We start from the raw sequence: 24615 nt of genomic DNA, 5'->3' as shown, positions 1-24615 counted from the left end.
AGACTCAAGTCTACGAATTGTCTGAGACCGGGATAATGCCATGAGCCTCAGCAAGCCGATCAGCCAGGCGGCGGGCGAGCCGGCCGCCGATGTCCGGCAGGACGAACGCCGCCGGCTGTCCTGCGATCTGCACGACACGGTCGGCCCGGCACTCGCGGGCATCCGGTTGCGTCTCGACACCGCGGCGACGATGGTCGCCCACGCGCCGGAGGCCCACCGCCTGATCACCCAGGCGGCCGAGGAGGCGGCCCGCACGGCGCAGGAGCTACGACGGATCATCGACGGTCTGGGCCCGGCCGATCTGCACTGGGGCCTGCCCGGCGCGCTGCGCCGGCTGGCCGCCCGCCTCGACGAGGGCGCCCACATGACGATCGTGCTCGACGTGCCCGAGGTCTCGCCGCGGCTGTCCGCCGAGGTGGAGGTCGCCACCTACCGGATCGCCTCCGAGAGCCTGACCAATGTCGTACGGCACGCGGACGCGGGTCAGGTGACGCTGCGGCTCGCCCTCGACGACGACCACATCGTCCTGGAGGTGACCGACGACGGGGTCGGCCCCCTGGACGTCCGCCACGCACGAGGGCTCGGCCTGTCATCGATGACCAGGCGCGCCCAGGAGGTCGGGGGCCGTTGCGACGTGCTGCCCCGAAGAGACGGGCGGTCCGGCACCCTGGTGCGCGCCGTGCTTCCCGGGCAGGCCGCATGACCATCGGGGTTTTTCTGGTGGACGACCACCCGACGTTCCGCGACGGGCTGCGCGTGGCGCTGGACTCGGCCGAGACGACGCGGGTCGTCGGAGAGGCCGGCACCGGCGAGGCGGCGGTCCGCATCCTGCCGACGCTGCGGCCCCGGGCGGACGTCGTCCTCATGGACGTCAGGCTCGCCGGCTGCTCGGGAATCGAGGCCACGCGGCTCATCACCGGCGGCGCGAATGCTCCGCACGTGCTCGTGATATCGGCGGCCGACGACGATGACGAGGTGGTGCTCGGGGCGCTGCGCGCGGGCGCGAAGGGTTTCCTCGACAAGGCGACCTCCCGCGACGACCTGCTGCGCGGCATCCACCTGGTGGCCAAGGGCGGCGCGGTCTTCAGCCCGCACGTCGCCACCCGGCTCACCACGTACTTCTCCGCGATCCGGCATGTGCCGGGCCGGGTGGCGTTCCCCGAACTCACCGACCGCGAGACGGAGATTCTCGACCTGCTCGCGCGTGGTTACGACAACCGCGACATCTCTCGCCAACTGGTGCTGGCCGAGAAGACCATTCGCAACCACATCACGCACATTTTCATGAAGTTAGATGTCACCGACCGCACGACAGCGGCGTTACGCGCCAGGAACGCCGGCCTGGGGCTCGATCCGGCCTAATACGGCCGTGTCCTGCAGTGACCCGCGTCCCGTGACCAAGGGTAGGCAGCGGGTCCGAGAGTGGGGTTCGGAATCAGGGACCGGGCCGGGACCTGGCTCCCACGAATCCGGGACAACAGGACGCCTACGTTGAGAAACGTCCAACGACAGGCGACACAAGGGCTTCGGATATGACGATTTATCTGGACTCAGCGGATCGAGACGACGTCCACGCAGCCGTACGTCTCGCCTTCGTACACGGAGTCACCACCAATCCCACGCTCATGCGCGCGGTGACCAAGGACCCGCTGGAGCACGCGAAGCAGCTGCTCTCCGACACGGAGCTCGCGGAGTTCTACTACCAGCCCTGCGGCGCGTACTCCAGCCTGGTGGAAGAGGCCGAGATGGCCTGGTCGCTCGCCCCTGACCGTGTCGTCCTCAAGATCCCGGCGACCACCGGCGGCCTCACGATGGCCAAGAGCCTGATCGGCCGCGGCATCCCCGTCGCGCTGACCGCCGCGCAGACGCCCAACGCGATGATCGCCGCCGAGGCGGCCGGCTGCGTCGCGGTCATCCCCTACGTCGACCGCGCCCTGCGCGACCACGGAACCGACAGTCACCTGGTCTCGGCCCTGGCCCGGGTCAGGAAGGGCGGCACCCGGATCGTCGCGGCCTCGGTGAAGAACGCCGGCCAGTTCACCCAGGCGTACCTCGACGGAGCCGACGCGGTGACCGCGCCGCTGGCCGTCCTGGAGCAGGTGCTGGAGCATCCGGCCGCGCTGGAGGCCGAGCGGGCGTTCGCCGAGGAGTACCGCGTGGAGCAGCCGATCGAGAGGGGCTGACATGTACGAGGCAGTGCTGTTCGACATGGACGGGGTCGTCGTCGACACCGAGCACTCGGTGACCGAGTTCTGGCAGCGGCTGGCCCGTTCCGAGGGCTTCTCGATCGCTCCCGACGACCTGGAACGGCATGTCTACGGGCATCGCGCGGACCACACGCTCCGCGAGTTGTTCCCCAGCGTCTCGCCCGACCGGTACGGCGAGGTCTACCGGCGGCTGCGCGAGAACCAGGAGAGCCTGCGCTACACCGCCATCCCGGGCGTGCTGAGGCTGCTGGCCGAGCTGAGCGACGCGCGCGTCCCCGTCGCCCTGGTCACGGGCGCACAGGACTGGAAGGCGGCGGAGGTGCTCGGTCAGCTGGACCTGGCCGAGACCTTCGACGTGCTGATCTGCGCGGACGACGTGGCGCTGGGCAAGCCGCATCCGGCCTGCTACCTGCTGGCCGCCGATCGCCTGTCCGCCGCGATCGGTGACTGCCTGGTGTTCGAGGACGCGATCAGCGGCGTGACCTCCGCGGTCACGGCCGGCGCCGCCTGCGTGGCGCTCGCCCCGCCGCACCGGGCGGCCCAGGTGATCGAGGCGGGCGCGTCGACCGTCGAACGGGACTTCGAGCGGATCTCCTTCGACCCGTACGAGCACCTGCTGCGGGTCGGCGGCCAGACGGGGTTCGGCTTCGCGGCGGCCCGCGAGAGCCGCTACCTCCGGGCCAACTGACAAACCGGTCGACGGACCGCCTGGCGGGCCGGCTGACGGCCGGCCGACTGACACACCCACCGAACGACCGGCCGGCTGACCGGCCTGATCCGGAAGGGGTCACTCATGGACGAGCTGTTCATGCCACCGGTGGACCGCTGGGAGCCGGAGGCCGCCCGGTTATCGGGCAGGGACGCGGTGCTGCACCGCTCCCACCTCGTCGGGGCCGACCCGGCGCTGACCAAGGAGGGCGGCGGCAACTTCTCGGCGAAGGGCATCGCCTCGGACCACCGCCACCGCATCACCAGGGTGCTCTGGATGAGCGCGTGGGGCTGTGACGGGGCCGCGACCACACCGGCGGACTTTCCCGCGCTACGCCTGGACGACCTGCTCGAACTACGCGATTCGGGCCCGCTGAGCGAGAACAGGATGATCGACTACCTGGTCGACTGCGGGCTGCGCGGCGAGCAGCGCCGTCCGGGCATCGAGACCCTGACCCACGCCTTCATCCCGTACCCCCACGTCGACCACTGCCATCCCGACGCGGTCATCGCGCTCACGTCGTTCCCCGGCGGGCGGGAGGCGGCCGACGCGGAGTTCGGCGACGAGGCGATCTGGTTCGACTACCGGCAGTTCGACGTGGGCGTGGCCCGCGAGCTGGCCGGTCGGATCGCCGCCAAACCCCGCTGCCGGTTCGTGCTGCTGGCCAACCACGGGCTCTTCACCTGGGCGGACACCAGCGAGGAGTGCTACCGCAACTCGCTGGAGGCCGTCGAACGGGCCACGCGGGCGGTGCGGAAGGCGATCCGGCGTCCGGCTGACCTGGGCGGCCCGGTGGTGACCCCGCCGGCTCCCGAGGCCGCGACGGACCTGCTCGCCGAGCTGCTCCCGGCGATGCGCGGCGCGCTGTCGGCCGGGACTCCCGGGCTCGTCCTGCACGTCGACCGGAGCGACGAGGCGGTGCGGTTCGCCTCCTCGGCGCGCGGCCCGCGGTGCAGCCAGGACGGGCCGAGTTGCCCCGACCACCTGGTCACGGTCGGCTATCGCCCGCTCGTCCTGGACCGGACACCGGCGAACGCCGCCATGGCCCTGACCGGCACACCGGCGGACACCAGCACGGTCCTGGACCGCGCACTGACGGACACCGGTGCGGTCCTCGACGGCATCGAACGCCACCGGCGCTGGTACAACGGCTACTACGAGCGGCACGTGCCGCTCACCGCGCGCGCTCAGGGCAGGCGCGGCGACGCGCCCCGGGCGATCGTGCTGCCCGGCCTCGGGGTGGTGACGGCCGGGCCGGACGCGGCCAAGGCCAGGCTGTGCGCCGATCACCTCGCCCAGACGATGACCGTCATCCGGGCGGCCGACGCGGCGGGCGGCTACCAGTCGCTGACCGAAGCGCAGGGCGCCGCCGACGAATACTGGCCGCTCATGCGGCGCAAGCCCCAGTTACGGCCGCCGGACGGGCCGCTGGCCGGGAAGGTCTTCCTGGTCGCCGCCTCCGACGAGCCCTGTGCGGCGGCGGTGGTCGACCGGCTGGCCGCGTCCGGCGCGCACGTCGCCCTGGCCGCCGAGTCGCCCCGGCAACAGGCCGGGATGGCGACCTCGGCCGCCGAGATCAGCGCGCGGCACGGCGAGCGGCGGGCCGTCGCGCTCGCCTCACCGGCCTCCGATCCGGCCGCCGTCGTCCGGGACGCCGTGCTGGCCTACGGCGGATTCGACGTCTTCATCGACCTGACCGGCTCCGGCGACCTGGCATCCGCGGCGCTCGCCGTCTTCGGCCGCCAGCGCCGCCGCGGCTCGGTTCTGCTGGCCCGCGACGGGCGGACCGCCGGTGAGCTGGAGCTGGAGATCGGCCGCCTGGAGGCGGACGCGGAGGGCCGGTTCGGCCTGACGGTCAACGCCGTCGCGACCGCCGACCCGGTGGCCGTGGCCGAGGCCGCCCTCTTCCTCGCCGGTCCGGTCTTCGGCCCGGTGAGCGACACCTGGGACGGCACGGTGCTGTGCCCGAGACGCGCTCACGACACCGTTCACGGCACGGGGCACGAAACCGCCCACGACACCGCGCACGACACGGTTCACGAAATCGCCCACGAGACAGCTCATGACATCGCTCAGGACGTTCACGACGACACGATCCACGACAACACGAGGGGATCCGAATGACGATCGAGAAGCTGACCACGCTGGACGGCCTGGTGCCGCCGGATCAGCACCTGCTGGCGTCGTGCTTCGACGCGCACCACACGATCGGCGGCGGACTGTTCGCGATCAACGGCTCGGTCGAGGAGATCGACCGGGTGTCGAGCACCGGCCTGTTCGCGGCGGACGGCCTGCTGTTCCGTTGCCTGTGGAGCGCCGAGGGCAGCCCGGCCGAGCTGGTCGCGTACGACGAGACCGGCGTGCGCCGCTACCACCGGCTGGACGACGTCTCCACGCCGCACGACATCCTGGTCGTCGACGGCCAGGTGCTGGTGGTGGCGACGACCCAGAACGAGGTGCAGTGCGTCTCACCCGACGGCGAGATCGCGTGGCGCTGGCGCGCGCCTGGCGAGGTCGACAGCTGGCACCTGAACAGCCTGGCCCTGGCCGGTGACCGGGTCGTGGTGTGCGGGTTCGGCCCGTTCCTCCGCCGGCGCGGCTGGGACGAGAGCGGGAAGCCCACCACCGGCCAGGTGGTGCACCTGGACACCGGCGAGCCGGTGCTCAAGGGCCTGCGCGCCCCGCACAACCCCTGGTACGGCGACGGCGTGTGGCTGGTCTGCGACTCGGCCGAGGGCGACCTCGTGGAGATCTCCGACGCCACCCGCAAGGAGACCAGGCGGCTGAGCCTGCCCGGCTGGCCGCGCGGCCTGGTGGTGACCGACGACTACCTGTTCGTCGGGGTCAGCCCGCACCGGCACGTGACCGACTCGGTGGAGACGGCGGCCGTGGCCGTGGTGGACCGCGCCGACTGGAGCGTGATCGGGCTGGTGGACCTGCCCGCGCGCGAGGTGTACGCGCTCGCGCTGGCCTCGTCTCCGCTCGCCGAGGGCGCCCGGCAGGGCTTCGACGCGAACCACACGCGGGTGCACGAGCAGGGCCAGCGGCAGCTGTTCGACCGGCTCGGCAGGCAGCCGAAGCGGCTCTGGGCGGTCGGTGACCCGCTGGCCGTCGAGGACTGCCGGGCGGTCATCACCGTGGCCGACCCGGTGGACGAGCAGGTCGAGGCCGACAGCCTGATCACGGTGGACTGCCGGATCCGCAACACCGGAGCCGGAGTGCTGACTCCCGCGCCGCCGTTCCCGGTCCGGGTGCTGCACCGCTGGTACGACGCGGACGGCCAGGTGGTCTCGACGCAGCCGATCACGGTGCCGCTGCCCCGCTCGCTGCCGCCGGAGGCGATCGCCCGAGTCCTCATCCGGGCGCGCACCCCTTCGGAGCTGGGCGACTACCGGCTGCGGATCACCCTGGTGCAGGACGGCGGCGTGCCGTTCGACGAGCTGGACGAGCGGTGCGCGGCCGACGTCGGCATCAGCGTGGTGGCCGAGAACGCCGCCTACGGAGCGCTCGGCGCCTTCGGGCTCTACCCGGCGGAGGTACGGGCCGCGCGCACGGCGGGGGGCACGGTCCACGACCTGGTCCGGACCCTGCTGACCCGCCCGACCGGCGGCGTCAACGGCCTGACCGTGGGGCTGATCGAGGACGCCGGGCGGCCCGCGTTCGTCAAGGCGCTGGCCACGGCGCTGAAGGCGTCGGCCGCCTCGCTCGAGCACGTCGTCGACGACGCCATCACCGAGGCCGGCGAGGTGCTGCTCACCGGAGCCGAGGCGGTCGGGCTCACGCTGCGCCGTTCCGGGGTGAACGTGGCGTTCGCCTACGCGGGCACGTCCGAGCTGGTCATGTGCGACACGATGGCCCGGCTGGGCCTGCTCGTGAACGGACGCGGCGACCGGGAGTCCCTCTTCCAGGCCGGGGGCGCGAGCCGGCTGCGGCCCGGCAACGGCGCCGCCGTCCTGCACGGCGCGCGCGGCCTGACCAACGCGCTCGGCGCGCTGGCCGACCTGCGCCGCAACGAGATCGGCACCGTCGCCGTGGTCGGACTGCCGTCCACCGGCTCCCAGCCCTTCCTGCCGCCGCACGGCGAGCCGGACCTCATCCCGGTCTCGGGCGCCTTCGCCAAGTCGTGGCACGAGCTGCACGCGGTGCCCAAGGAGCCGGGTGAGCGCCGCGTGGCGGTGGACGCCCTGGTCGAGGCGGTCGAGGCGGCGATAGGTGACGCGAAGCGGGCACCGTACGGACCGGCGCTCGTCGCCGTGCCGCAGGACGTGGCGGAGGCCGCCTGGGTGCCGCTCGACGCGCTGCCGAGGAGCGGCGGCTCGGGCGGCGAAGCCGCCGGGGACGACGCGGCGCTCCGCGCGGCCACGGAGTCAGTGGCCTCGGCCCGCCGGCCGGTGGTCTTCGTCGACGACTACGCGCTGCTGCACGACGGCGCAGTGCCCGCTCTCGCGGCGTTCTGCGAGCGGACCGGCGCCCCGGTGCTCCAGGTGAAGTACCGCCGCGGCCCCATGCTGTTCGAGCGGATCAGCGGGAGCGAGATCCCGGGCTTCCTGGGCTGGTACGACCCGGCCGACCCCGAGCACCGGGCGGTGCTGGACGCCGCCGACCTGCTGATCACCGTGGAGGACCGCAACATGTATCCCCGCGTCGTCGGGGAGCTGCCCGGGTGCCGGAAGATCGCGCTCACGTCCAAGCCCGAGGCGGTCGAGAAGAACGGCTACCTGCGGCCGGACGACGCGCTCGTGCACGCGGACGTGGTGGAGTCGCTGCGCGGCCTCACCGGCGCCGTGCCCGGCCGCGACGGCTCGGCCCCCTGGTACGCCAGGCTCGCGACCGGTGAGCGGGCGGCCGGCCCGGCGGAGTCGGAGATCCCGGAGGAGGCCGCGGCGCTCCGTACCGGGATCGCCCGGACCATCGGCGAGGTGGCCGCGCGGCTGCCCCGGCAGGTGGTGCTCGTGGACGACAGCCAGATGTTCGGCGGCATGCTCGCGGAGGAGTACGACGAGTTCCCGCCCGGCCTGCGGGTGGCCGGGGGCCACGGCGGCTTCGTCGGCAGCGGCATCACGCTGGCCACCGGTCTCGCCCTGGGCGAGCCCTCGGCCAAGGTGATCTGCTGCCTGGGCGACCAGGGGTTCACCAACAGCATGCAGGGCCTGGTCGGCGCCGTTCAGGAGGCCGCCCCGGTCACCTTCCTGGTGTGCAACAACGGCGGCGCCGTGTCGCTGCGCAAGCAGTCGACCCCGTCGGGCTGGCTGGACAGCGGGCACAACCGCTATCTGGACAACGCCGAGGGGATGCGTTACGTCGAGATCGCCACCGCGCTCGGAGTCCGCAGCCTGCGCGTGGACCTGAGCGGCTGGCTGGACCGCGAGCACGCCGCGATGCGGCTGGAGACGTTCGCCCGGGCGCTGGACGCCATGGTCGACCATCCCGGTCCCACCCTGATCGAGCTGGTCCTGCCGCCGGACCCGGAGTTCTGGACCGGGGTCTGGATCAACCAGGGCTTCGAGCAGGCCGGCAAGCAGCAGGAACCCGGCAAGCAGGGGCCGGTCGAGCAAGAGCCCGCCAACCAAGGGCCCACCAACCAAGGGCCCGTCGAGCAGGAGCCGGTCGAGCAGGGGCCGGTCGAGCAGGGGCCGGTCGAGCGAGAGCCCGCCAAGCAAGGGCCCACCAACCAAGGGCCCATCGAGGTAGGAGGCCGAGATGCGTGAGGTTCAGTTCCGCCAGATCCCCCTGGCGCCGTACCGGCAGGTGCTCGGTGACGAGCGGGTCGCGCGGCTGCGCGACGACGCCGGACGCGTCGGAGGGATGCTGAACGGCCGCAGGATCTGGAACGTCAACTCGACCGCCGCGGGAGGCGGGGTGGCCGAGCTGCTGCACGTGCTCGGCCCGCTGTCCCGCGCCGTCGGCCTGGACGTGCGGTGGCTGGTGATCGACGGCGATCCCGAGTTCTACGCCATCGCCAAGCGGCTGGTGTCGCGGCTCTACGGGATCGCGGGCGACGGCGGGCCACTGGGCCCGGCGGAGCTGCGGCACTACCAGCGGGCGATCGACGCCAACGCGGGCTGGCTGGCCGAGCTGGTCGGCCCGGGCGACGTGGTGATCGTGCACGACGCCCAGCCCGCCGGCCTCATCGAGAAGGCGCGGAAGCGCGGGGCGACCGTGGTGTGGCGCTGCCACATCGGCAGCGACCGGCAGAACGAGCACACCCGCGACGGCGGGGCGTTCGTGAGCCGGTTCGTCCAGGCGGCGGACGCCACCGTGTTCTCCACCCCCGGCCACGTCCCCGACTGGGCGCCCAGGCCGCAGATCATCGCGCCGTCGATCGACCCGTGCGGGCCGAAGAACATGGCGCTCAGCGGCGAGGACGCCGTCTCGATCCTCGGCGCCGCCGGCATCCTGGACGGCGGGCCGGGGCTTCCGGTCACCGTGCCGGCGCCGATCGGTCCGGACGTCGAGGTGCGGCGGCCGGCGCTGGTGCTCCGCGACGGGCCGCCGCCGCCTCCGGACCTGCCGATGGTCGTCCAGGTGTCGCGCTGGGACCGGCTCAAGGACATGGGCGGCGTCCTCGACGCCTTCGTCGCCTCCGGTGTGGACGGCTACCTGAGCCTGGCCGGCGCCGACCTCGGCGGCGTCGTCGACGACCCCGAGGCCAAGGAGCTGTACGAGGAGTGCGTGCGGGCCTGGCGGGCACTGCCGCCCGAGCACCGTCGCCGCTGCCAGCTGCTGTGCCTGCCGATGGCCGACCTCCGCGAGAACGCCGTGGTGGTCAACGCCCTCCAGCAGCACGCCACGGTCGTGGTGCAGAAGAGCCTGGCCGAGGGGTTCGGGCTGACCGCCACCGAGGCCATGTGGAAGTCGCGCCCGCTGCTGGCCAGCGCCGTCGGCGGGCTGCGCGATCAGGTGCTCGACGGTGAGACCGGCCTGCTGCTGGCCGACCCGTGGGACGTCGATGCGGCCGCGTCGCAGATCCGGCGGCTGTTCACCGACCGGGAGCTCGCCCGGCGGCTCGGCGACCGCGCCCGGGAGTGGGTGCACCAGCGGTACCTGCCGGACCGGCAGCTGCTGGACTGGGCGCAGGTGATCGAGAACGTCGCCACGGCGAGGGCCGCCTGATGCGCCGGCTCGGCCGCGACGGGCCGCTGGTCTCCGACATCGGCCTGGGCTGCATGGGCATGTCGCAGTTCTACGGCGCCCGGGACGACGCGGAGTCCGTCCGGACCATCCATCACGCCCTCGACCTCGGGGTCAACCTCCTGGACACCGCCGACATGTACGGCCCGTACACCAACGAGGAGCTGATCGGGCGCGCGGTCGGGGGCCGCCGCGACCAGGTGGTGATCGCGACGAAGTTCGGCAACGTCAAAGGGCCGGACGGCCGGGTCATCGGGGTCGACGGCAGCCCGGAATACGTGCGGAAGTCCTGCGAGGGGTCGCTGCGCCGGCTCGGCGTGGACGTCATCGACGTCTACTGCCAGCACCGGGTGGACACCTCGATCCCGATCGAGGAGACGTGGACGGCCCTGTCCGAGCTGGTGCGGCAGGGCAAGGTGCGGCATCTGGCCATCTCGGAGGCCGCACCGGAGACCGTGCGGCGGGCGCACGCCGTGCACCCCGTCGCCGCGGTGCAGACCGAGTACTCCCTGGTCAGCCGGGAGCCGGAGCAGGAGCTGCTGGGGGTGCTGCGCTCGCTCGGCATCGGGTTCATCGCGTACGCCCCGCTCGGCCGGGGGCTGCTGACCGGGCGGATCACCGTCGCCGGCGACCTGGCGGACGACGACTTCCGTCGCACGCTGCCCCGGTTCCAGGGGGAGAACCTGCCGCACAACGCCGCCCTGGTGGAGCGGGTCGCCCGGCTCGCCGAGAAGCACGGGGTGAGCGTCACGCAGCTCGCGCTGGCTTGGGTGCTCGCCCAGGGAACCGACATCGTGCCCATCCCCGGCACCAAGACCCGGGCGCGGCTGGCGGAGAACGTCGCCGCCATGGCGCTGGAGCTGACCTGGGCGGACCTGGCGGCGCTCGACGAGCTCGTGCCGTCCGGGTCCGCCGCCGGCGACCGCTACCCCGACATGTCCGGGGTGAACACATAGCGAAGGGGCCCGACATGACCCAGCCCGACACGAACCAGTCCGACAGGACCCAGCCAGACATGAACCGATCCGACAAGACCCAGTCCGACACGAACCTGTCCGAGACGAACCTGTCCGACAGGACCCAGTCCGACATGAGCCAGGACGAGTGGTGGCGCGAAGCCGTCGTCTACCAGATCTATCCGCGCAGCTTCGCCGACTCCGGCGGCGACGGGATCGGCGACCTGCCTGGCATCATCGGCAGGCTCGGCCATCTCGAAGCGCTGGGCGTCGACGCCGTCTGGTTGTCGCCGTTCTATCCGTCGCCGCTGGCCGACTTCGGATACGACGTCAGCGACTTCGAGGCCGTGGACCCCGTCTACGGGACGCTCGCGGACTTCGACGAGCTGCTCCGCCGAGCCCACGAGCGCGGCATCCGGGTGGTGATCGACCTGATCATGAACCACACCTCGGCGGAGCACCCCTGGTTCGCCGAGTCCCGCTCCAGCCGGAGCGACCCCAAACGCGACTGGTACATCTGGGCCGACCCGGGACCGGACGGCGGGCCGCCGAACAACTGGCTCAGCGCCTTCGAGAAGTGCGGGCCGGCCTGGACGTTCGACGAGGCGACGGGCCAGTTCTACCTGCACAGCTTCACGCCGGGACAGCCCGACCTCAACTGGCGCAACCCGGAGGTGCGCGCCGCGATGCACAAGGTGTGGCGGTTCTGGCTGGACCGCGGGGTCGACGGCTTCCGGGTGGACGTGGCGCACCGACTGCTGAAGGACGCCGAGCTGCGCGACAACCCGGCCGAGGTGGCCCATGCCCGGCGACACGTGTCGCATCCCGGGGCGTACCAGCGCAACCTGGACCTTCCCGAGACGCAGGATGTGCTGCGCGAGCTGCGGAGCGCACTCGACTCCTATGGCGGCCGGTTCGCGCTGGGCGAGGTGCCCATCGGCGACGACCGGCGGCTGGCCGCGTACTTCGGCGGCGACGGCCTGCACACGGCCTTCCACATCGCGTTCTGGGAGCAGCCGTGGCAGGGCGCCGCGTTCCGCGAGGTGGTGGACAGGCTGGCGGCGCTGGCGCGGCCGGAAGCGCTGCCCACCCACGCGCTCGCGACCCACGACATCTCCCGCACGGTCACCCGCTTCGGCGGCGGCGGCCGGCCCCGGGTGGCCGCGATGATGATGCTGACCCTGCGCGGCATCCCCTGCGTCTACTACGGCGAGGAGATCGGCATGGCCGACGCCCAGCCGCCGCTCGACCTCGTGCTGGACGTCGACGGAAGGGACGGCGCCCGTGTCCCCATGCAGTGGGACGCCACGGGACGCGGCTTCACCGGCGCCGAGCTGCCCTGGCTGCCGTTCGCCGACGGCCAGAGCCAGGTCAACGTGGCCGGGCAGCAGGACGACCCGGAGTCGCTGCTGAACCTCTACCGGCGGCTGATCTCGTTCCGCCGCGCGTCGGCGGCGCTCCGGACGGGCGACTACCGCTCGCTGGAGGCTCCCGGGCACGTCTTCGCCTACCTGCGCTCGGCGCCCGGCGAGCGGCTGCTCGTCGCGCTGAACTTCGCGCCGCACAGCACCTCGGTCGCCGTGCCCGACCTGCCCGCCGAGGGCCGGGTGGGGCTGTCGACCGGAGCCCGCCCGTCCGGCGAGGCCGCGAGCCTGCGGCCGTTGCGTCTCGCCCCGGACGAGGGCGTGATCGTACGGATCGAGGAGGCCTCATGACGGCCGAACCCACCGGTGCGAACCGGACCGAACCCGCCCGCACGAACCGGACCGAACCCGCTGGTGCGAACGGGGCCGAACCCGCCAGTTCGAACCGGGCCGATCTCGCCGCCGACCTCGCCCGCACGAACCGGGCCGACCTCGCCCGCACGAACTGGGCGGGGAACGTGGCCTACACGTGCGCGCGTCTGCACCGGCCCACGTCCGTGGCGGGGCTGCAGGCGCTGACCGCGCGTGGCGACCGGATCCGCGCGCTGGGCACCAGGCACTCGTTCAACGAGCTGGCCGACGGACCGGGCGACCTGGTGTCGCTGGCGGGCCTGCCGCCGGCCATGGACGTGGACTCGGCCGCCGGCACCGTACGGGTGGCCGCGGGCGTGCGCTACGCGGAACTGGCCCGTCACATCGACGAGAAGGGGTTCGCGCTGCCGAACCTCGGCTCGTTGCCGCACATCTCGGTCGCAGGCGCCTGCGCGACGGCGACGCACGGCTCCGGCGTGGGCAACGGCTGCCTGTCCACCGCGGTGTCACGGCTGGAGCTGGTCACCGCCGACGGCGACCTGGTGACGGTGGGCCGCGCCGCGGACCACTTCTCCGGCATGGTCGTGGGCCTCGGCGCCCTCGGCATCGTGGTGAGCCTGACCCTGGACCTGGTGCCGTCGTTCGACCTGCGGCAGCGGGTCTACGAGGGGCTGCCGCTCGACGTGCTCGACGACCATTTCGAGGAGCTCGTCACCGCGGCCTACAGCGTGTGCCTCTTCACCGACTGGCGCTCGCCGGCGTTGACGCAGGTCTGGATCATCGAACGCGTCGACGAGCCCGAGTCGCCCGTGGTGAAGGAGCCGTGGTTCACCGCCTCGCCCGCGACGGGCCCGCTGCACCCGGTGCCGGGGTTCTCGGCGGCGAGTTGCACCGAGCAGCTCGGCGTCACCGGCCGCTGGTACGAGCGGCTGCCGCACTTCCGCCCCGACTTCGAGCCGAGCAGCGCAGGCGACGAGCTGCACTCCGAGTACATGGTCGCCCGGCGCGACGCGGTGCCCGCGCTGCGCGCCCTAGACGGGATCCGGGCGTCGATCAGCCCCGTGTCGCAGATCTGCGAGGTGCGCACCGTCGCCGCCGACGACCTGTGGATGAGCCCGTTCTACCGGGAGGACTCGGTGAGCATCCACTTCACCTGGATCGCCGACACCGCGGCCGTCCTTCCGGTGGTGGGGATGGTCGAGGAGCGGCTGGCGCCGTTCCGGGCCAGGCCCCACTGGGCCAAGATCTTCACCACTCCCCCGGCGCTCCTGCGCTCGCGCTATGAGCGCGCATCCGACTTCCGCGACCTGGTACGCGTCTGGGACCCGGCAGGCAAGTTCGGCAACTCCTTCCTGGATCGCTACCTGAGTTAGGAGACTCCCGTGTCCTTGATCAAGGGTTACCGGACGGGGTCCGACACTCCGGACCGGGAACCGTCCCCCGCCGCGCTCGTCCGGTTACGCGTCGCCGTCACGTTCTTCTTCGCGCTGGCCGGCTTCCTGTTCGCCGGGTGGGCGGTCCGTATCCCCGCGATCAAGGAGCAGATCGGGGCCTCGCCGGGGCCGCTCGGCCTGGCGTTGCTCTGCATGACCGGTTCGGCGGTGCTCACGATGCTGGCGACCGGCGGGCTCTGCAGGCGTTTCGGCAGCCGCCGGGTCACGATCGCGACCGCCGCGCTGCTCTCCGTCAGCGTGGTGCCTCCGACCCTCACCCACTCCGCGGTGGGGCTCGGCCTCGTGCTGATCATCTTCGGCATCGCGTACGGCGGCATCGACGTGGCGGTCAACAGTGTGGCGGTCGATCTGATCGCGGCGCTGGGCCGGCCCGTCATGCCCGGCTTCCACGCGGCCAACAGCTTCGGCAGCCTGGCGGGCGCCGCGCTCGGCGGGCTGCTCGCACCGTACCTGTCGCCGACCCGGCACATGCTGCTGCTCGTGCCGGCGGGGCTGCTCGCCACCGCGATCCTGGGGCGGATGCTGATGGCGCATCCGCTCCCGAGCGCCGACACCGAGGTCCCGGACGGCGTGGACGCGGAGGCGGCGAGCCAGGCGGACGTCCTGGAAGACATGGAGACGGCCGGGCACCCGGGAGGCCGGGGCGACCCGGCAGGCCGGAACGGCTCGGCAGGCGCGAAGGGCCCGACGGGCATGGACAGCCCGCGGAGCCCGGACGGCCCCGCAGGCCCGGACGGCCCCGCAGGCCCGGATGGCCCCGCAGGCCCGGGCGGCTCGGCGGGCTCGGAGGTGAAGCCCGCTGGGCGGCGGCTCGGCGTGGCCGTGGTGGTTTTCGGGCTGATCGGCCTGTGCGCCGCCTTCAGTCAGGGCGCTCTCGACGGCTGGATGCCGCTGCACATCCGTGAGGACCTGGCCGGCAGCCCCGGAGCCGCGGCGGCCGGCTACGCGGCGCTCCAGCTCACCATGGGCTTCATGCGGTTGTCCGGCGTCGCCCTGCTGGAGCGGCTCGGGCCCACGCGTGTCGTGGTGATCGGCGGGCTGACCGCGTGCGCGGGAACCCTGCTGGCCGCGATGACCGACTCGCTGCCGCTGGTGTTCGTCGGCATCATCGCGACCGGGCTCGGCCTGGCCAACATCTTTCCCGTCGCCATGGCGCAGGCCGGGGTGGCGGGTGGGCCGAGCGGGATCGCCGTCGCGGCGACGCTGGGCTACTGCGGCATCCTGGCCGCGCCTCCCGCGATCGGCCTGCTGGCCGACGCCTTCGGGCTGCCCGTCGGGCTGACCCTGATCGCGCTGGCCGCCGCGATCGCCTCCGCCATCGCGTACGTGATCCGGCCGCGAACGGCCCCCCGAACGGCCGCGCGAGCCGACTGACCATCCCCGCACGAACGCCCCCGAACGGCCGCGCGAGCCAACTGACCATCCCCCGCACGAACGCCCCCGAACGGCCGCGCGAGCCAACTGACCATCCCCCGCACGAACGCCCCCGAACGGCCGCGCGAGCCAACTGACCGTCCCCGACCCGATGGGAGCACCCCATGCGCACCACCCACCTGCTTTCGCAGCTGGAGATCCTGGAGGCCGAATCGATCCAGATCATCCGCGAGATCGTGGCCGAGTTCGAGCGGCCGGTCCTGCTGTTCTCGGGCGGCAAGGACAGCGTGGTGCTGTTGCGGCTGGTGGAGAAGGCCTTCCGGCCGGCGCCGATCCCGTGCCCGGTGATGCACGTCGACACCGGGCACAACTTCCCCGAGGTGCTCGCGTTCCGGGATCGCCGGGTCGCCGAGTTGGAGGTCCGGCTGGTCGTCGCGTCGGTCCAGGAGAGCATCGACCAGGGCAGGGTGACCGAGGAGACCGGCAGGCGGGCCTCACGCAACCGGCTGCAGACGACCACGCTGCTGGACGCGATCGAGCGGCACCGGTTCGACGCGGCGTTCGGGGGCGCCCGGCGCGACGAGGAGAAGGCCCGCGCCAAGGAGCGGGTGGTGTCGTTCCGCGACGAGTTCGGCCAGTGGGATCCCAAGAGCCAGCGTCCCGAGCTGTGGAACCTGTTCAACACCCGGATCCGGCAGGCCGAGCACGTGCGGGTGTTCCCGCTTTCGAACTGGACCGAGCTGGACGTGTGGGAGTACATCCGCCGCGACGGGCTGGAGCTCCCGTCGATCTACTTCGCCCACCCCCGGACGGTGTTCGAGCGGGACGGGATGCTCCTGGACGACAACCCGTACGCGCACCGCGACGACGACGAGCCCGCGTTCGAGGCGAGGGTCCGCTACCGCACGGTCGGCGACGCGTCATGCACCGGCGCGGTCATGTCGACGGCCGCCACCCTGGCCGAGGTGATCGAGGAGATCCAGGTCACCCGGGTCAGCGAGCGCGGGCAGACCCGCGCGGACGACCGCAGCGGCGAGGCCGCGATGGAGGACCGCAAGAAGGAAGGCTACTTCTAGCATGAACGTCACCAAGAGGATGGGCATCCTGCGGTTCGCGACGGCGGGCTCGGTCGACGACGGCAAGTCCACCCTGATCGGCCGGCTGCTGTACGACTCCAAATCGATCTTCGAGGACCAGCTCGCGGCCGTCGAACGGACCAGCGCCGAACGCGGCGAGGAGTACGCCGACCTGGCGCTGCTCACCGACGGGCTGCGCGCCGAACGCGAGCAGGGCATCACCATCGACGTGGCCTACCGCTACTTCGCCACGCCGCGGCGCTCGTTCGTCATCGCCGACACGCCCGGCCACCTTCAGTACACCCGCAACATGGTCACCGGCGCCTCCGGCGCGGACCTGGCCATCGTGCTGGTCGACGCGCGCAAGGGCGTCCTGGAGCAGTCGCGCCGCCACGCGTTCCTGACCACCCTGCTGCGGGTCCCGCACCTGGTCGTCGCCGTCAACAAGATGGACCTGGTCGGCTACGACGAGGCCGGCTACGAACGGATCAAGGACGAGTTCACCGCGTTCGCCACCAGGCTGGACATCGGCGACCTCACCTTCGTCCCGATCTCCGCGCTGCACGGCGACAACGTGGTCGAGCGCAGCGTGAACATGCCGTGGTACGACGGGCCGTCGCTACTCCATCACCTGGAGCACGTGCACATCGTGTCCGACCGCAACCTGATCGACGTGCGGTTCCCGGTGCAGTACGTGATCCGCCCGCACAAGTCGGACGACCCCGGGCTGCACGACTATCGCGGCTACGCCGGCCAGGTCGCCGGCGGCGTGCTCCGGCCGGGCGACGAGGTGGTGCATCTGGGGTCCGGGCTGACCACCACGATCACGCACATCGACGGCCCGGACGGCCCGGTGCCGGAGGCGTTCCCGCCGATGTCGGTGACCCTGCGGCTGGCCGACGACATCGACATCTCGCGCGGCGACATGATCGCCCGGCCGAACAACCGGCCCGAGACGGCCCAGGACCTGGAGGCCATGGTGTGCTGGCTGACCGCCGACCGGCCGCTCTCGCCCCGGATGAAGCTGCTCGTCAAGCACACCACCAGCACCGCGAAGGCCCTGGTCAAGGAGCTGCGCTACCGGCTGGACGTCAACACCCTGCACCGCGACGAGCACGCGGGCGGCCTGGAGCTCAACGAGGTGGGCCGGATCAGCCTGCGGGTCACCCGGCCGTTGTTCGTCGACGACTACGCCCGCAACCGTCTCACCGGCGCCTTCATCCTCATCGACGAGGCGACCAACGCCACGGTCGGCGCGGGCATGATCATCGGGCCACGCTCCGGCCGCTGATCCCGGAGCGTGGCCGCTCAGCGGCCGAGCGCGCGGAAGCAGGCGCGCGACCCGGGCCAGCCGTGGGTCATGACGAGCGGCAGCGCTTCCTCGTGCGGCGACCGTAAGGCCACAACGCGGACACCCGGCCGTGGTCGGCGTCGGCCGCCCGGCGGGACCGTGCTGGAGCGTGCTGGAGATTGAGGGCACGGAAGGGACTTTCGACCCTTGTCGTTCCTGGGAACCAGCCGGAAACCTGATGGGTGCGCCGCCATGAGGGTTTTTCGGATATGGGCTGTGAGGAGGCTGTCGTGCCTGGTGACGAGCGTGATCGGAGATGGGCGACGGCTCCCCGGCCACACCGGATAGTGGACCTGCGGGCCGACGGTCCGGGACGACTTACCCTGTCCCTGTCCGCGGCCGGAGTCGCGGGCCCACCCGCGCCACGCGCGCTGCCGGGCCAGTACTGGGTGCTCGACCTGGCGGGCGACGTGCGGGTGCCCGCGGTCGACGTCACGTACGGGCCCGGCGACACGCTGGTCCGGATGACCACGCTGCGCGTGCCCTGCGGGCTGTCGATGGGCACGGTCGGCGACCTGGTCGAGGTCAGGGGGCCGATGGGAGCCGGCTGGGACCTGGAGTCGGCGGCGGGCCGGGACCTGGTGCTCATCGGCTGGGACACGGGAGTGTCGCTGCTCCGCCCGCTCATCGAGCAGGCCGACGACCTGGCCGTCCGCAGCGTCCGGCTGTGGGCGGGAGGGTGCGCCCGCTGGGTGTCCCGGCCCGAGTGGCGCGACCTGGCAACCCGGGAGGGAGTGCGCCTGTCGCCCGGCCCGGCCATGACCGCCGCCGCCGACGAGCTCGACCTCGACACCGGCAACACGGTGGCCCTGCTCGCGGGCCCCTGGCCGATGGCCTGCGACACGGCCAAGGCGCTGATCGGCCGGGGGTTGCCCACCGCGTCGGTCCAGCTGGCCGCGCACGGGCTGCTGGGCTGCGGCAACCGCCGCTGCGGCCGGTGCCGCCTGGACGACCCCGGCGGCGCGCTGCGAGCCTGCCTGGACGGCCCCGTCCTGCGTTACGACCGGATTCTGCGGGGAACCTGAGATGCACGCGCCCCCTGACAGCCGCCAGGAGCGGCACGATGCGAGAGAGACGATGCCCGCCACACCACGCCGAATGCTGAAGCTGACCGAGCAGGAGTCCCTGGAGCTCCTGGGCAGCGTCACGCTGGGACGGGTCGTCTTCACCCAGCAGGCGTTGCCGGCGATCCGCCCGGTCAACCACATCGTGGACGAGGAAGCGGTGATCATCCGCAGCCATCTGGGCGCCGCCATCGTCTCCCAGTCGGCGGGACGCGGCGGCTCGGTGGTCGCCTACGAGGCCGAGAACCTGGACCCGGTCGAGCACCTGGGCTGGAGTGTGATCGTCACAGGCACCGCCCGCCTCGTCACCGAACCGGCCGCGGTCACCCGCTACCGGACGATGCTCCGGCCCTGGGTGGATCGCGAGATGGACGAGGTGATCTCCATCCAGGTGGAGATGATCACCGGGATCCGCCTGGTCGACGGGCGACCGCACGACTGACCCAGCCTGGCCGCGCGGCTGACCCACCGGGTCGCAGGGCTGGCCCACCTGGCCGGGTGGCTGCCCTACCGGGCCGGGTGAAACTTTCACGGCGCGTTGCCGGTCCGGTGTGCACGTGTTTCAATGCGTTCGCGCGAGTGCTGCCGGTTGATCCCCCGCCAGGCGCAGGCACACGGCGTCACGAGGTTCCCCGGCGCCCGTACCTTCCTGTGCTGGCAGGACGGGCTTCGCGACAACCGGCAGATCATCTCCTACAACCCCGTCGGCCCGGGCGGCACGTCCTCACCGACCCCGACGCCAGGACGCCGCGAGGATTGTCCCGGTCGACGTCAGCCCGACGTGCGGGAGTCGTGTTCGGCGTGGGCCCGGCGGAGCAGGTCCATCAGCTTGTCCTCTTCGCGGATCCTGGCGCGGTACTTCTCGGGCAGCTTGCGGATCTCGGCCTCCTCCGCGAGCAGGTCGCGGAAGATCTCCTCGCGCCGGGCCGGGTCGCGCTCGACGTACAGGTATTCGGTGGCGTGGCGGCGGGCGCAGGACACGGCGTTCTGCGCGCGTCCCTTGGCGCTGACCAGAGAGGCGATCACGGTGACGACGAGGATCCCGATGATGACCGTGAGGGACAGCCCGGTGCTGATCTCTACGACGTTCACCGGCTCGCCGTCGTTGATGAACGGGACGTTGTTCTCGTGCAGCGCGTGCAGGATGAGCTTCACGCCGATGAAGGCGAGGATGACGGCCAGCCCCATGGCCAGGTAGATGAGCCGGTCCAGCAGCCCGTCGATGAGGAAGTACAACTGGCGCAACCCGACCAGGGCGAACGCGGTGGCGGTGAAGACGAGGTAGACGTTCTGGGTCAGGCCGAAGATGGCCGGGATGGAGTCCAGCGCGAAAAGCAGGTCGGTCCCGCCGATGGCGGTCATGACCAGCAGCATCGGGGTCACGACCCGCTTGCCGTCGACGACAGTGAAGAGCTTGTCGCCGTCGTAGGTGTCGGAGGCGGGCAGGACCTTGCGGGCGGCCCGGATCACCATGTTGTCCGGGGAGTGGCTCTCCTCGCTCTCGGACTTGAACAGGCTGCCGGCGGTGATCAGCAGGATGAGGCCGAAGATGTAGAACACCCACGCGAACGTGTTGATCAGCGCGGCGCCGAGGAAGATGAACCCGGTCCGGGCGACCAGCGAGAAGACGATGCCGAAGAGCAGCACCTTCTGCTGGTAGGACCGTGGCACCTTGAAGCTCGACATGATGACGAGGAAGACGAACAGGTTGTCGACCGAGAGCGCCTTCTCCGTGACGTAGCCGGCGAAATACTGGGCTCCCATCTCGGTGCCGCCGAAGACCCACACGCCGGCGCCGAACAGGAGGGCGACGCCCACGTAGCCGGCCGACCACACCGCCGCCTCGGAGATCGTCGGGACGTGTGCCTTGCGCACGTGGAAGACGAAGTCGAACGCGAGCAGGGCGGCGATCCCGAGGATCGTCAGCCACCAGACGGCAGCGGATACTTCCATTCGGCGGCTCCATGGTTCGACTGCGACCGTCCTTGTCGGATTACTCGGCGTCTGTTACCCCCCGGTTTTCCTCTCAAGCCGCCCGCGTCCCGCTCAAACCACTCTCTTCCCGCTCAAGCCGCCCGCTTCCCGCTCAAGCCGCCTGCTTCCCGCTCAAGCCGCCTGCTTCCCGATCAGGCCGCCCGCGCTCTCCGGCGGGGGATCGGGATGACTCTTTGCTCTCGGGGCACCGGACCTTGATGACCGGACGGGAAGAGGCCCAACGAGGGAGAGGAACACGGATATGGCAGACAATTCGGGCACCGGACCCCGGTCGGGTGGCAAACGGGAGATCCTGACCAACCGGCAGGGACATCCGGTCTACGACAACCAGAACCAGCGGACCGTGGGCGCACGCGGGCCGGCCACGCTCGAGAACTACCAGTTCCTCGAGAAGATCAGCCACTTCGACCGCGAACGGATCCCCGAACGCGTGGTCCACGCCCGCGGGGTGACCAGCCACGGCTTCTTCGAGGCGTACGGCCGCATCGGCGACGAGCCGATCAGCCGCTACACCCGGGCGAAGATCTTCCAGGAGCAGGGCAGGCGCACCGATGTGGCGGTCAGGTTCAGCACGGTCATCGGCGGGCGCGACTCGGCGGAGACCGCCCGCGACCCGCGTGGATTCGCGATCAAGTTCTACACCGAGGACGGCAACTGGGACCTGGTCGGTAACAACCTCGCTGTCTTCTTCATCAGGGACGCGATCAAGTTCCCCGACGTCATCCACTCGCTCAAGCCGGACCCGGTGACCTTCAGGCAGGAGCCCGCGCGGATCTTCGACTTCATGTCGCAGACGCCGGAGAGCTTGCACATGCTGGTCAACCTGTTCAGCCCGCGCGGCATCCCGGCCGACTACCGGCACATGCAGGGCTTCGGCGTCAACACCTACAAGTGGGTCAACCAGCAGGGTGAGACCGTCCTGGTCAAGTATCACTGGATGCCCAAGCAGGGCGTACGCGGCATGACCGAGGCCGACGCGGCGGCCGTGCAGGCCAACGACCTCGGGCACGCCACCAGAGACCTGCACGAGGCGATCGACCGCGGCGACTTCCCCGAGTGGGAGCTGCTGGTGCAGATCATGAGCGACGACGAGCACCCGGAGCTGGACTTCGACCCGCTCGACGACACCAAGGTGTGGCCGGAGAACCAGTTTCCGCCCAGGCCGGTCGGCCGCATGGTGCTCAACCGCAACGTGGACAACAACTTCGCCGAGAACGAGCAGATCTCCTTCGGCACCGGCGTCCTCATCGACGGCCTGGACTTCTCCGAGGACAAGATGCTGGTCGGCCGGACGTTCTCCTACAGCGACACCCAGCGCTACCGGGTCGGCCCCAACTACCTGCAGTTGCCGATCAACCAGGCACGCAACTCCGCCGTCCGCACCAACCAGCGCGACGGGCAGATGACCTACTTCGTCGACACCGCCGGGGAGAGCCCGCACATCAACTACGAGCCGTCGCTGGTCGACGGGCTGCGCGAGGCCGACTACCCGACCGAGGACGAGGAGGGTCCGGTCATCTCGGGACGTCTCACGCGCAAACGCATCCCCCGGACCAACGACTACGCCCAGCCGGGCCAGCGCTACCTGCTGATGGAGCAGTGGGAGCGCGACGACCTCGTGCACAACTTCGTCACCGCGCTCAAGCAGTGCGACCCGCGCGTCCAGGAGCGGATGGTCTGGCACTTCCTGCTGGTGGAGGACGATTTGGGGCTGCGGGTCGGTGAAGGGCTCGGCATCCGTCCCGAGGACGTGGCCGACCTCCCGCCGCTCGACGGCCAGAACCTGACCGACGAGGACCGGCTGCGCCTGTCCAGGCTGGGCGCCAACGGACCGCGCGACGTCAGCGGCCTGATCATGACGCACTGCGTGCCCAACGAGCGGGCCGCCCACGCCCCCTAGGTCTGACACGGGCCCGCGCCGCCGTGACCGGCAGGCGTGGGCCCCGCCGCCTTCGAAGAAGGGAACACCATGCCCGAGTCCCGCGTCATGCCGGAGACCATGAACGAGACCGACGTCGTCGAGCTGCTGGTGGCCCAGCACGCGATGATCCGAGACCTGTTCGACGAGGTCGAGCGGGCGCCCGTCCACCGGCGGGCCAAGGCGTTCACCCGGCTGGTGCGGCTGCTCGCCGTGCACGAGACCGTCGAGGAGGAGATCGTCCACCCCTATGCCCGGCTGGTGCTCGAAGACGGCGAGGCGGTCGTCGATGACCGCCTGGCCGAGGAGAGGGAGGCCAAGGAGCTCCTGCGGAAGATGGACCAGGCGGGCGTGGACGAGCCCGACTTCCTGACGAACCTCGCCGTGCTGCGTGCCGCCGTCACCGCACACGCCGGCGGCGAGGAGAGGTACGAGTTCCCGCGGCTGCGCGCCCGCACCACGGTGGCCCAGCGCCGGACGCTGGCGGCCGGGGTCAAGGCGGCCAGTGCGCTGGCGCCCACCCATCCCCATCCCGGCACCGAGTCGGCCATCAGGAACATCCTGGTGGGCACTCCGATCGCGATGATGGACCGGGCGCGCGACGTCATCCGCCAGGCCATGGGCGGGTGGGACTGACCGCTAGTCCGACAGCCCGGCGCGCAACTGGGAGAGCACGTTGCGCAGGATGCGGGAGACGTGCATCTGCGAGATGCCGAACTCCGCGGCGATCTCCGACTGCGTCATGTTGCCGTAGAAGCGCAGCAGGAGGATCTTCTTCTCCCGCGCCGGCAGGGCGTCGATGAGCGGTTTCACGGCGTGCTTGTCGACCAGGATGCTGAGCGAGTGGTCTTCCTCGGGGATGACGTCGCCGAGCGTGGCGTCGTCGTCGGGGCCGCCCAGCGGGGCGTCGAGCGACAGGGTGCTGTAGGCGGCCGACGCGTCGAGCGTCAGCAGCACGTCCTCCTGCGAGATGTTCATCCTGGCCGCCAACTCGGCGACGGTCGGGGCCCGGCCGAGGTCCTGGGCGAGGTCGGAGCTGAGCTTGTTGAGCTCGGAGCGGCGCTCCTGGTAGACGCGCGGCACCCTGATGGCCCAGGTGCGGTCCCTGAAGTGGCGCTTGACCTCGCCCGTCATGGTGACGACCGCGTATCCCCTGAACTCGTGGCCGAGAGCGGCGTCGAAGCCGTTGATGGCCTTCATCAGGCCCACGTAGGCGGCCTGGAGCAGATCCTCCATGGGCTCGCCCCGGTAGCGGTATCGCCGGGCGATCTCGTGGGCGAGCCGGTCGTGCATCGCCACCAACCGCTCACGCAACCGCTCGCGGACGCTGTCGGGCGTATCCGGATTGACCATCTCGGTCAGAAGTTCTTCGGCGGTCATTTCCGTGAGCACGAATTCCTGGACAGCCATGCCTGCTCCTTGTTCGGCGGGCGGCCACATCCAGGAAAACCCAGGCAGGAGCACGCCTCGCTCGTTCTCGAGGCGAAGCCCTCTGCTGGACTCCGACAGGTATATACCCCTTTCACACGAAATATTCCGCCGAATTTCCGCGGCCTTCCGCGGCTCCGGCCCATCGGGGACCGGGCCGGCTCGAATCAACCCGCGCAAAAAGGGGGGATCGCACTTCCCGGTCCCGCTTCTTTT

Annotated in this window: 19 protein-coding genes; 17 read left to right on the top strand and 2 right to left on the bottom strand. The window is 71.4% G+C overall.

Annotated elements, in window-relative coordinates; genetic code table 11:
* Nucleotides 1-40: 40 nt before the first annotated feature.
* The 15 genes from AB0C16_RS16070 (at nucleotide 41) to AB0C16_RS16000 (ending at nucleotide 19500) form a co-directional block, all read left to right on the top strand.
* Nucleotides 41-703: a sensor histidine kinase gene (locus AB0C16_RS16070; RefSeq protein ID WP_357683239.1), complete on the top strand. Its 663-nt coding sequence runs from the start codon at nucleotides 41-43 to the stop codon at nucleotides 701-703.
* Nucleotides 700-1362, top strand: coding sequence for a response regulator transcription factor (locus AB0C16_RS16065; protein WP_357683238.1), 663 nt, complete (start codon nucleotides 700-702; stop codon nucleotides 1360-1362). Before AB0C16_RS16070 ends, AB0C16_RS16065 begins: the two co-directional genes overlap by 4 nt.
* A 170-nt stretch (nucleotides 1363-1532) precedes the next feature.
* On the top strand, nucleotides 1533-2183 hold the full coding sequence (locus tag AB0C16_RS16060; protein ID WP_357683236.1) for a transaldolase family protein: 651 nt from the start codon (nucleotides 1533-1535) through the stop codon (nucleotides 2181-2183).
* A gap of 1 nt (nucleotide 2184) precedes the next feature.
* On the top strand, nucleotides 2185-2895 hold the full coding sequence (locus tag AB0C16_RS16055) for an HAD family phosphatase (RefSeq protein ID WP_357683233.1): 711 nt from the start codon (nucleotides 2185-2187) through the stop codon (nucleotides 2893-2895).
* 105 nt (nucleotides 2896-3000) lie between these two features.
* The gene (locus AB0C16_RS16050) at nucleotides 3001-5040 is read left to right on the top strand and encodes a class II aldolase/adducin family protein (protein ID WP_357683230.1); all 2040 of its coding nucleotides are present in this window, start codon (nucleotides 3001-3003) and stop codon (nucleotides 5038-5040) included.
* Complete coding sequence (locus AB0C16_RS16045) at nucleotides 5037-8624, top strand: DUF4915 domain-containing protein (protein ID WP_357683227.1); 3588 nt, start codon at nucleotides 5037-5039, stop codon at nucleotides 8622-8624. The genes AB0C16_RS16050 and AB0C16_RS16045 overlap by 4 nt, the downstream gene beginning before the upstream one ends.
* The gene (locus tag AB0C16_RS16040) at nucleotides 8617-10029 is read left to right on the top strand and encodes a glycosyltransferase (protein WP_357683225.1); all 1413 of its coding nucleotides are present in this window, start codon (nucleotides 8617-8619) and stop codon (nucleotides 10027-10029) included. The genes AB0C16_RS16045 and AB0C16_RS16040 overlap by 8 nt, the downstream gene beginning before the upstream one ends.
* Nucleotides 10029-11003: an aldo/keto reductase gene (locus AB0C16_RS16035; protein ID WP_357683223.1), complete on the top strand. Its 975-nt coding sequence runs from the start codon at nucleotides 10029-10031 to the stop codon at nucleotides 11001-11003. Before AB0C16_RS16040 ends, AB0C16_RS16035 begins: the two co-directional genes overlap by 1 nt.
* Nucleotides 11004-11017: 14 nt before the next feature.
* Nucleotides 11018-12718, top strand: coding sequence for an alpha-amylase family glycosyl hydrolase (locus tag AB0C16_RS16030; RefSeq protein WP_357683221.1), 1701 nt, complete (start codon nucleotides 11018-11020; stop codon nucleotides 12716-12718).
* Nucleotides 12715-14112, top strand: a complete 1398-nt coding sequence (locus tag AB0C16_RS16025; protein ID WP_357683219.1) for an FAD-binding protein — start codon at nucleotides 12715-12717, stop codon at nucleotides 14110-14112. Before AB0C16_RS16030 ends, AB0C16_RS16025 begins: the two co-directional genes overlap by 4 nt.
* A gap of 9 nt (nucleotides 14113-14121) precedes the next feature.
* Entirely contained in the window at nucleotides 14122-15567 is a 1446-nt protein-coding gene (locus AB0C16_RS16020; RefSeq protein WP_357683216.1) for an MFS transporter, read from the top strand.
* 164 nt (nucleotides 15568-15731) lie between these two features.
* A complete protein-coding gene (gene cysD / locus AB0C16_RS16015) occupies nucleotides 15732-16643 on the top strand; it encodes a sulfate adenylyltransferase subunit CysD (RefSeq protein WP_357683214.1) in 912 nt (303 codons plus the stop codon).
* Nucleotides 16644-16662: 19 nt separating this feature from the next.
* Complete coding sequence (locus tag AB0C16_RS16010; RefSeq protein WP_357683720.1) at nucleotides 16663-17934, top strand: GTP-binding protein; 1272 nt, start codon at nucleotides 16663-16665, stop codon at nucleotides 17932-17934.
* Between the two features lie 290 nt (nucleotides 17935-18224).
* On the top strand, nucleotides 18225-19019 hold the full coding sequence (locus tag AB0C16_RS16005) for a hypothetical protein (protein WP_357683212.1): 795 nt from the start codon (nucleotides 18225-18227) through the stop codon (nucleotides 19017-19019).
* A gap of 73 nt (nucleotides 19020-19092) precedes the next feature.
* Complete coding sequence (locus AB0C16_RS16000) at nucleotides 19093-19500, top strand: pyridoxamine 5'-phosphate oxidase family protein (RefSeq protein ID WP_357683210.1); 408 nt, start codon at nucleotides 19093-19095, stop codon at nucleotides 19498-19500.
* A gap of 329 nt (nucleotides 19501-19829) precedes the next feature.
* On the opposite strand, the gene AB0C16_RS15995 is transcribed toward AB0C16_RS16000, so the two are convergent.
* On the bottom strand, nucleotides 19830-21011 hold the full coding sequence (locus tag AB0C16_RS15995; protein WP_357683208.1) for a TerC family protein: 1182 nt from the start codon (nucleotides 21009-21011) through the stop codon (nucleotides 19830-19832).
* A gap of 283 nt (nucleotides 21012-21294) precedes the next feature.
* Between AB0C16_RS15995 and AB0C16_RS15990 the strand changes: the two genes are divergently transcribed.
* Together AB0C16_RS15990 and AB0C16_RS15985 are read left to right on the top strand one after the other, a co-directional pair.
* Entirely contained in the window at nucleotides 21295-22953 is a 1659-nt protein-coding gene (locus AB0C16_RS15990; RefSeq protein WP_357683206.1) for a catalase, read from the top strand.
* A 69-nt stretch (nucleotides 22954-23022) separates the two neighbouring features.
* Entirely contained in the window at nucleotides 23023-23607 is a 585-nt protein-coding gene (locus AB0C16_RS15985; protein WP_357683203.1) for a hemerythrin domain-containing protein, read from the top strand.
* Nucleotides 23608-23610: 3 nt separating this feature from the next.
* Here AB0C16_RS15985 and AB0C16_RS15980 read toward each other — a convergent pair whose 3' ends face one another.
* Nucleotides 23611-24381, bottom strand: coding sequence for a SigB/SigF/SigG family RNA polymerase sigma factor (locus AB0C16_RS15980; protein WP_357683200.1), 771 nt, complete (start codon nucleotides 24379-24381; stop codon nucleotides 23611-23613).
* Between the last annotated feature and the right edge of the window lie 234 nt (nucleotides 24382-24615).

The organism is Nonomuraea sp. NPDC048916 (assembly GCF_040649575.1).
GTDB lineage: Bacteria > Actinomycetota > Actinomycetes > Streptosporangiales > Streptosporangiaceae > Nonomuraea.
The sequence above is the reverse complement of the archived record's forward strand: the minus strand, read 5'-3'. Positions and strand labels throughout refer to the sequence as shown.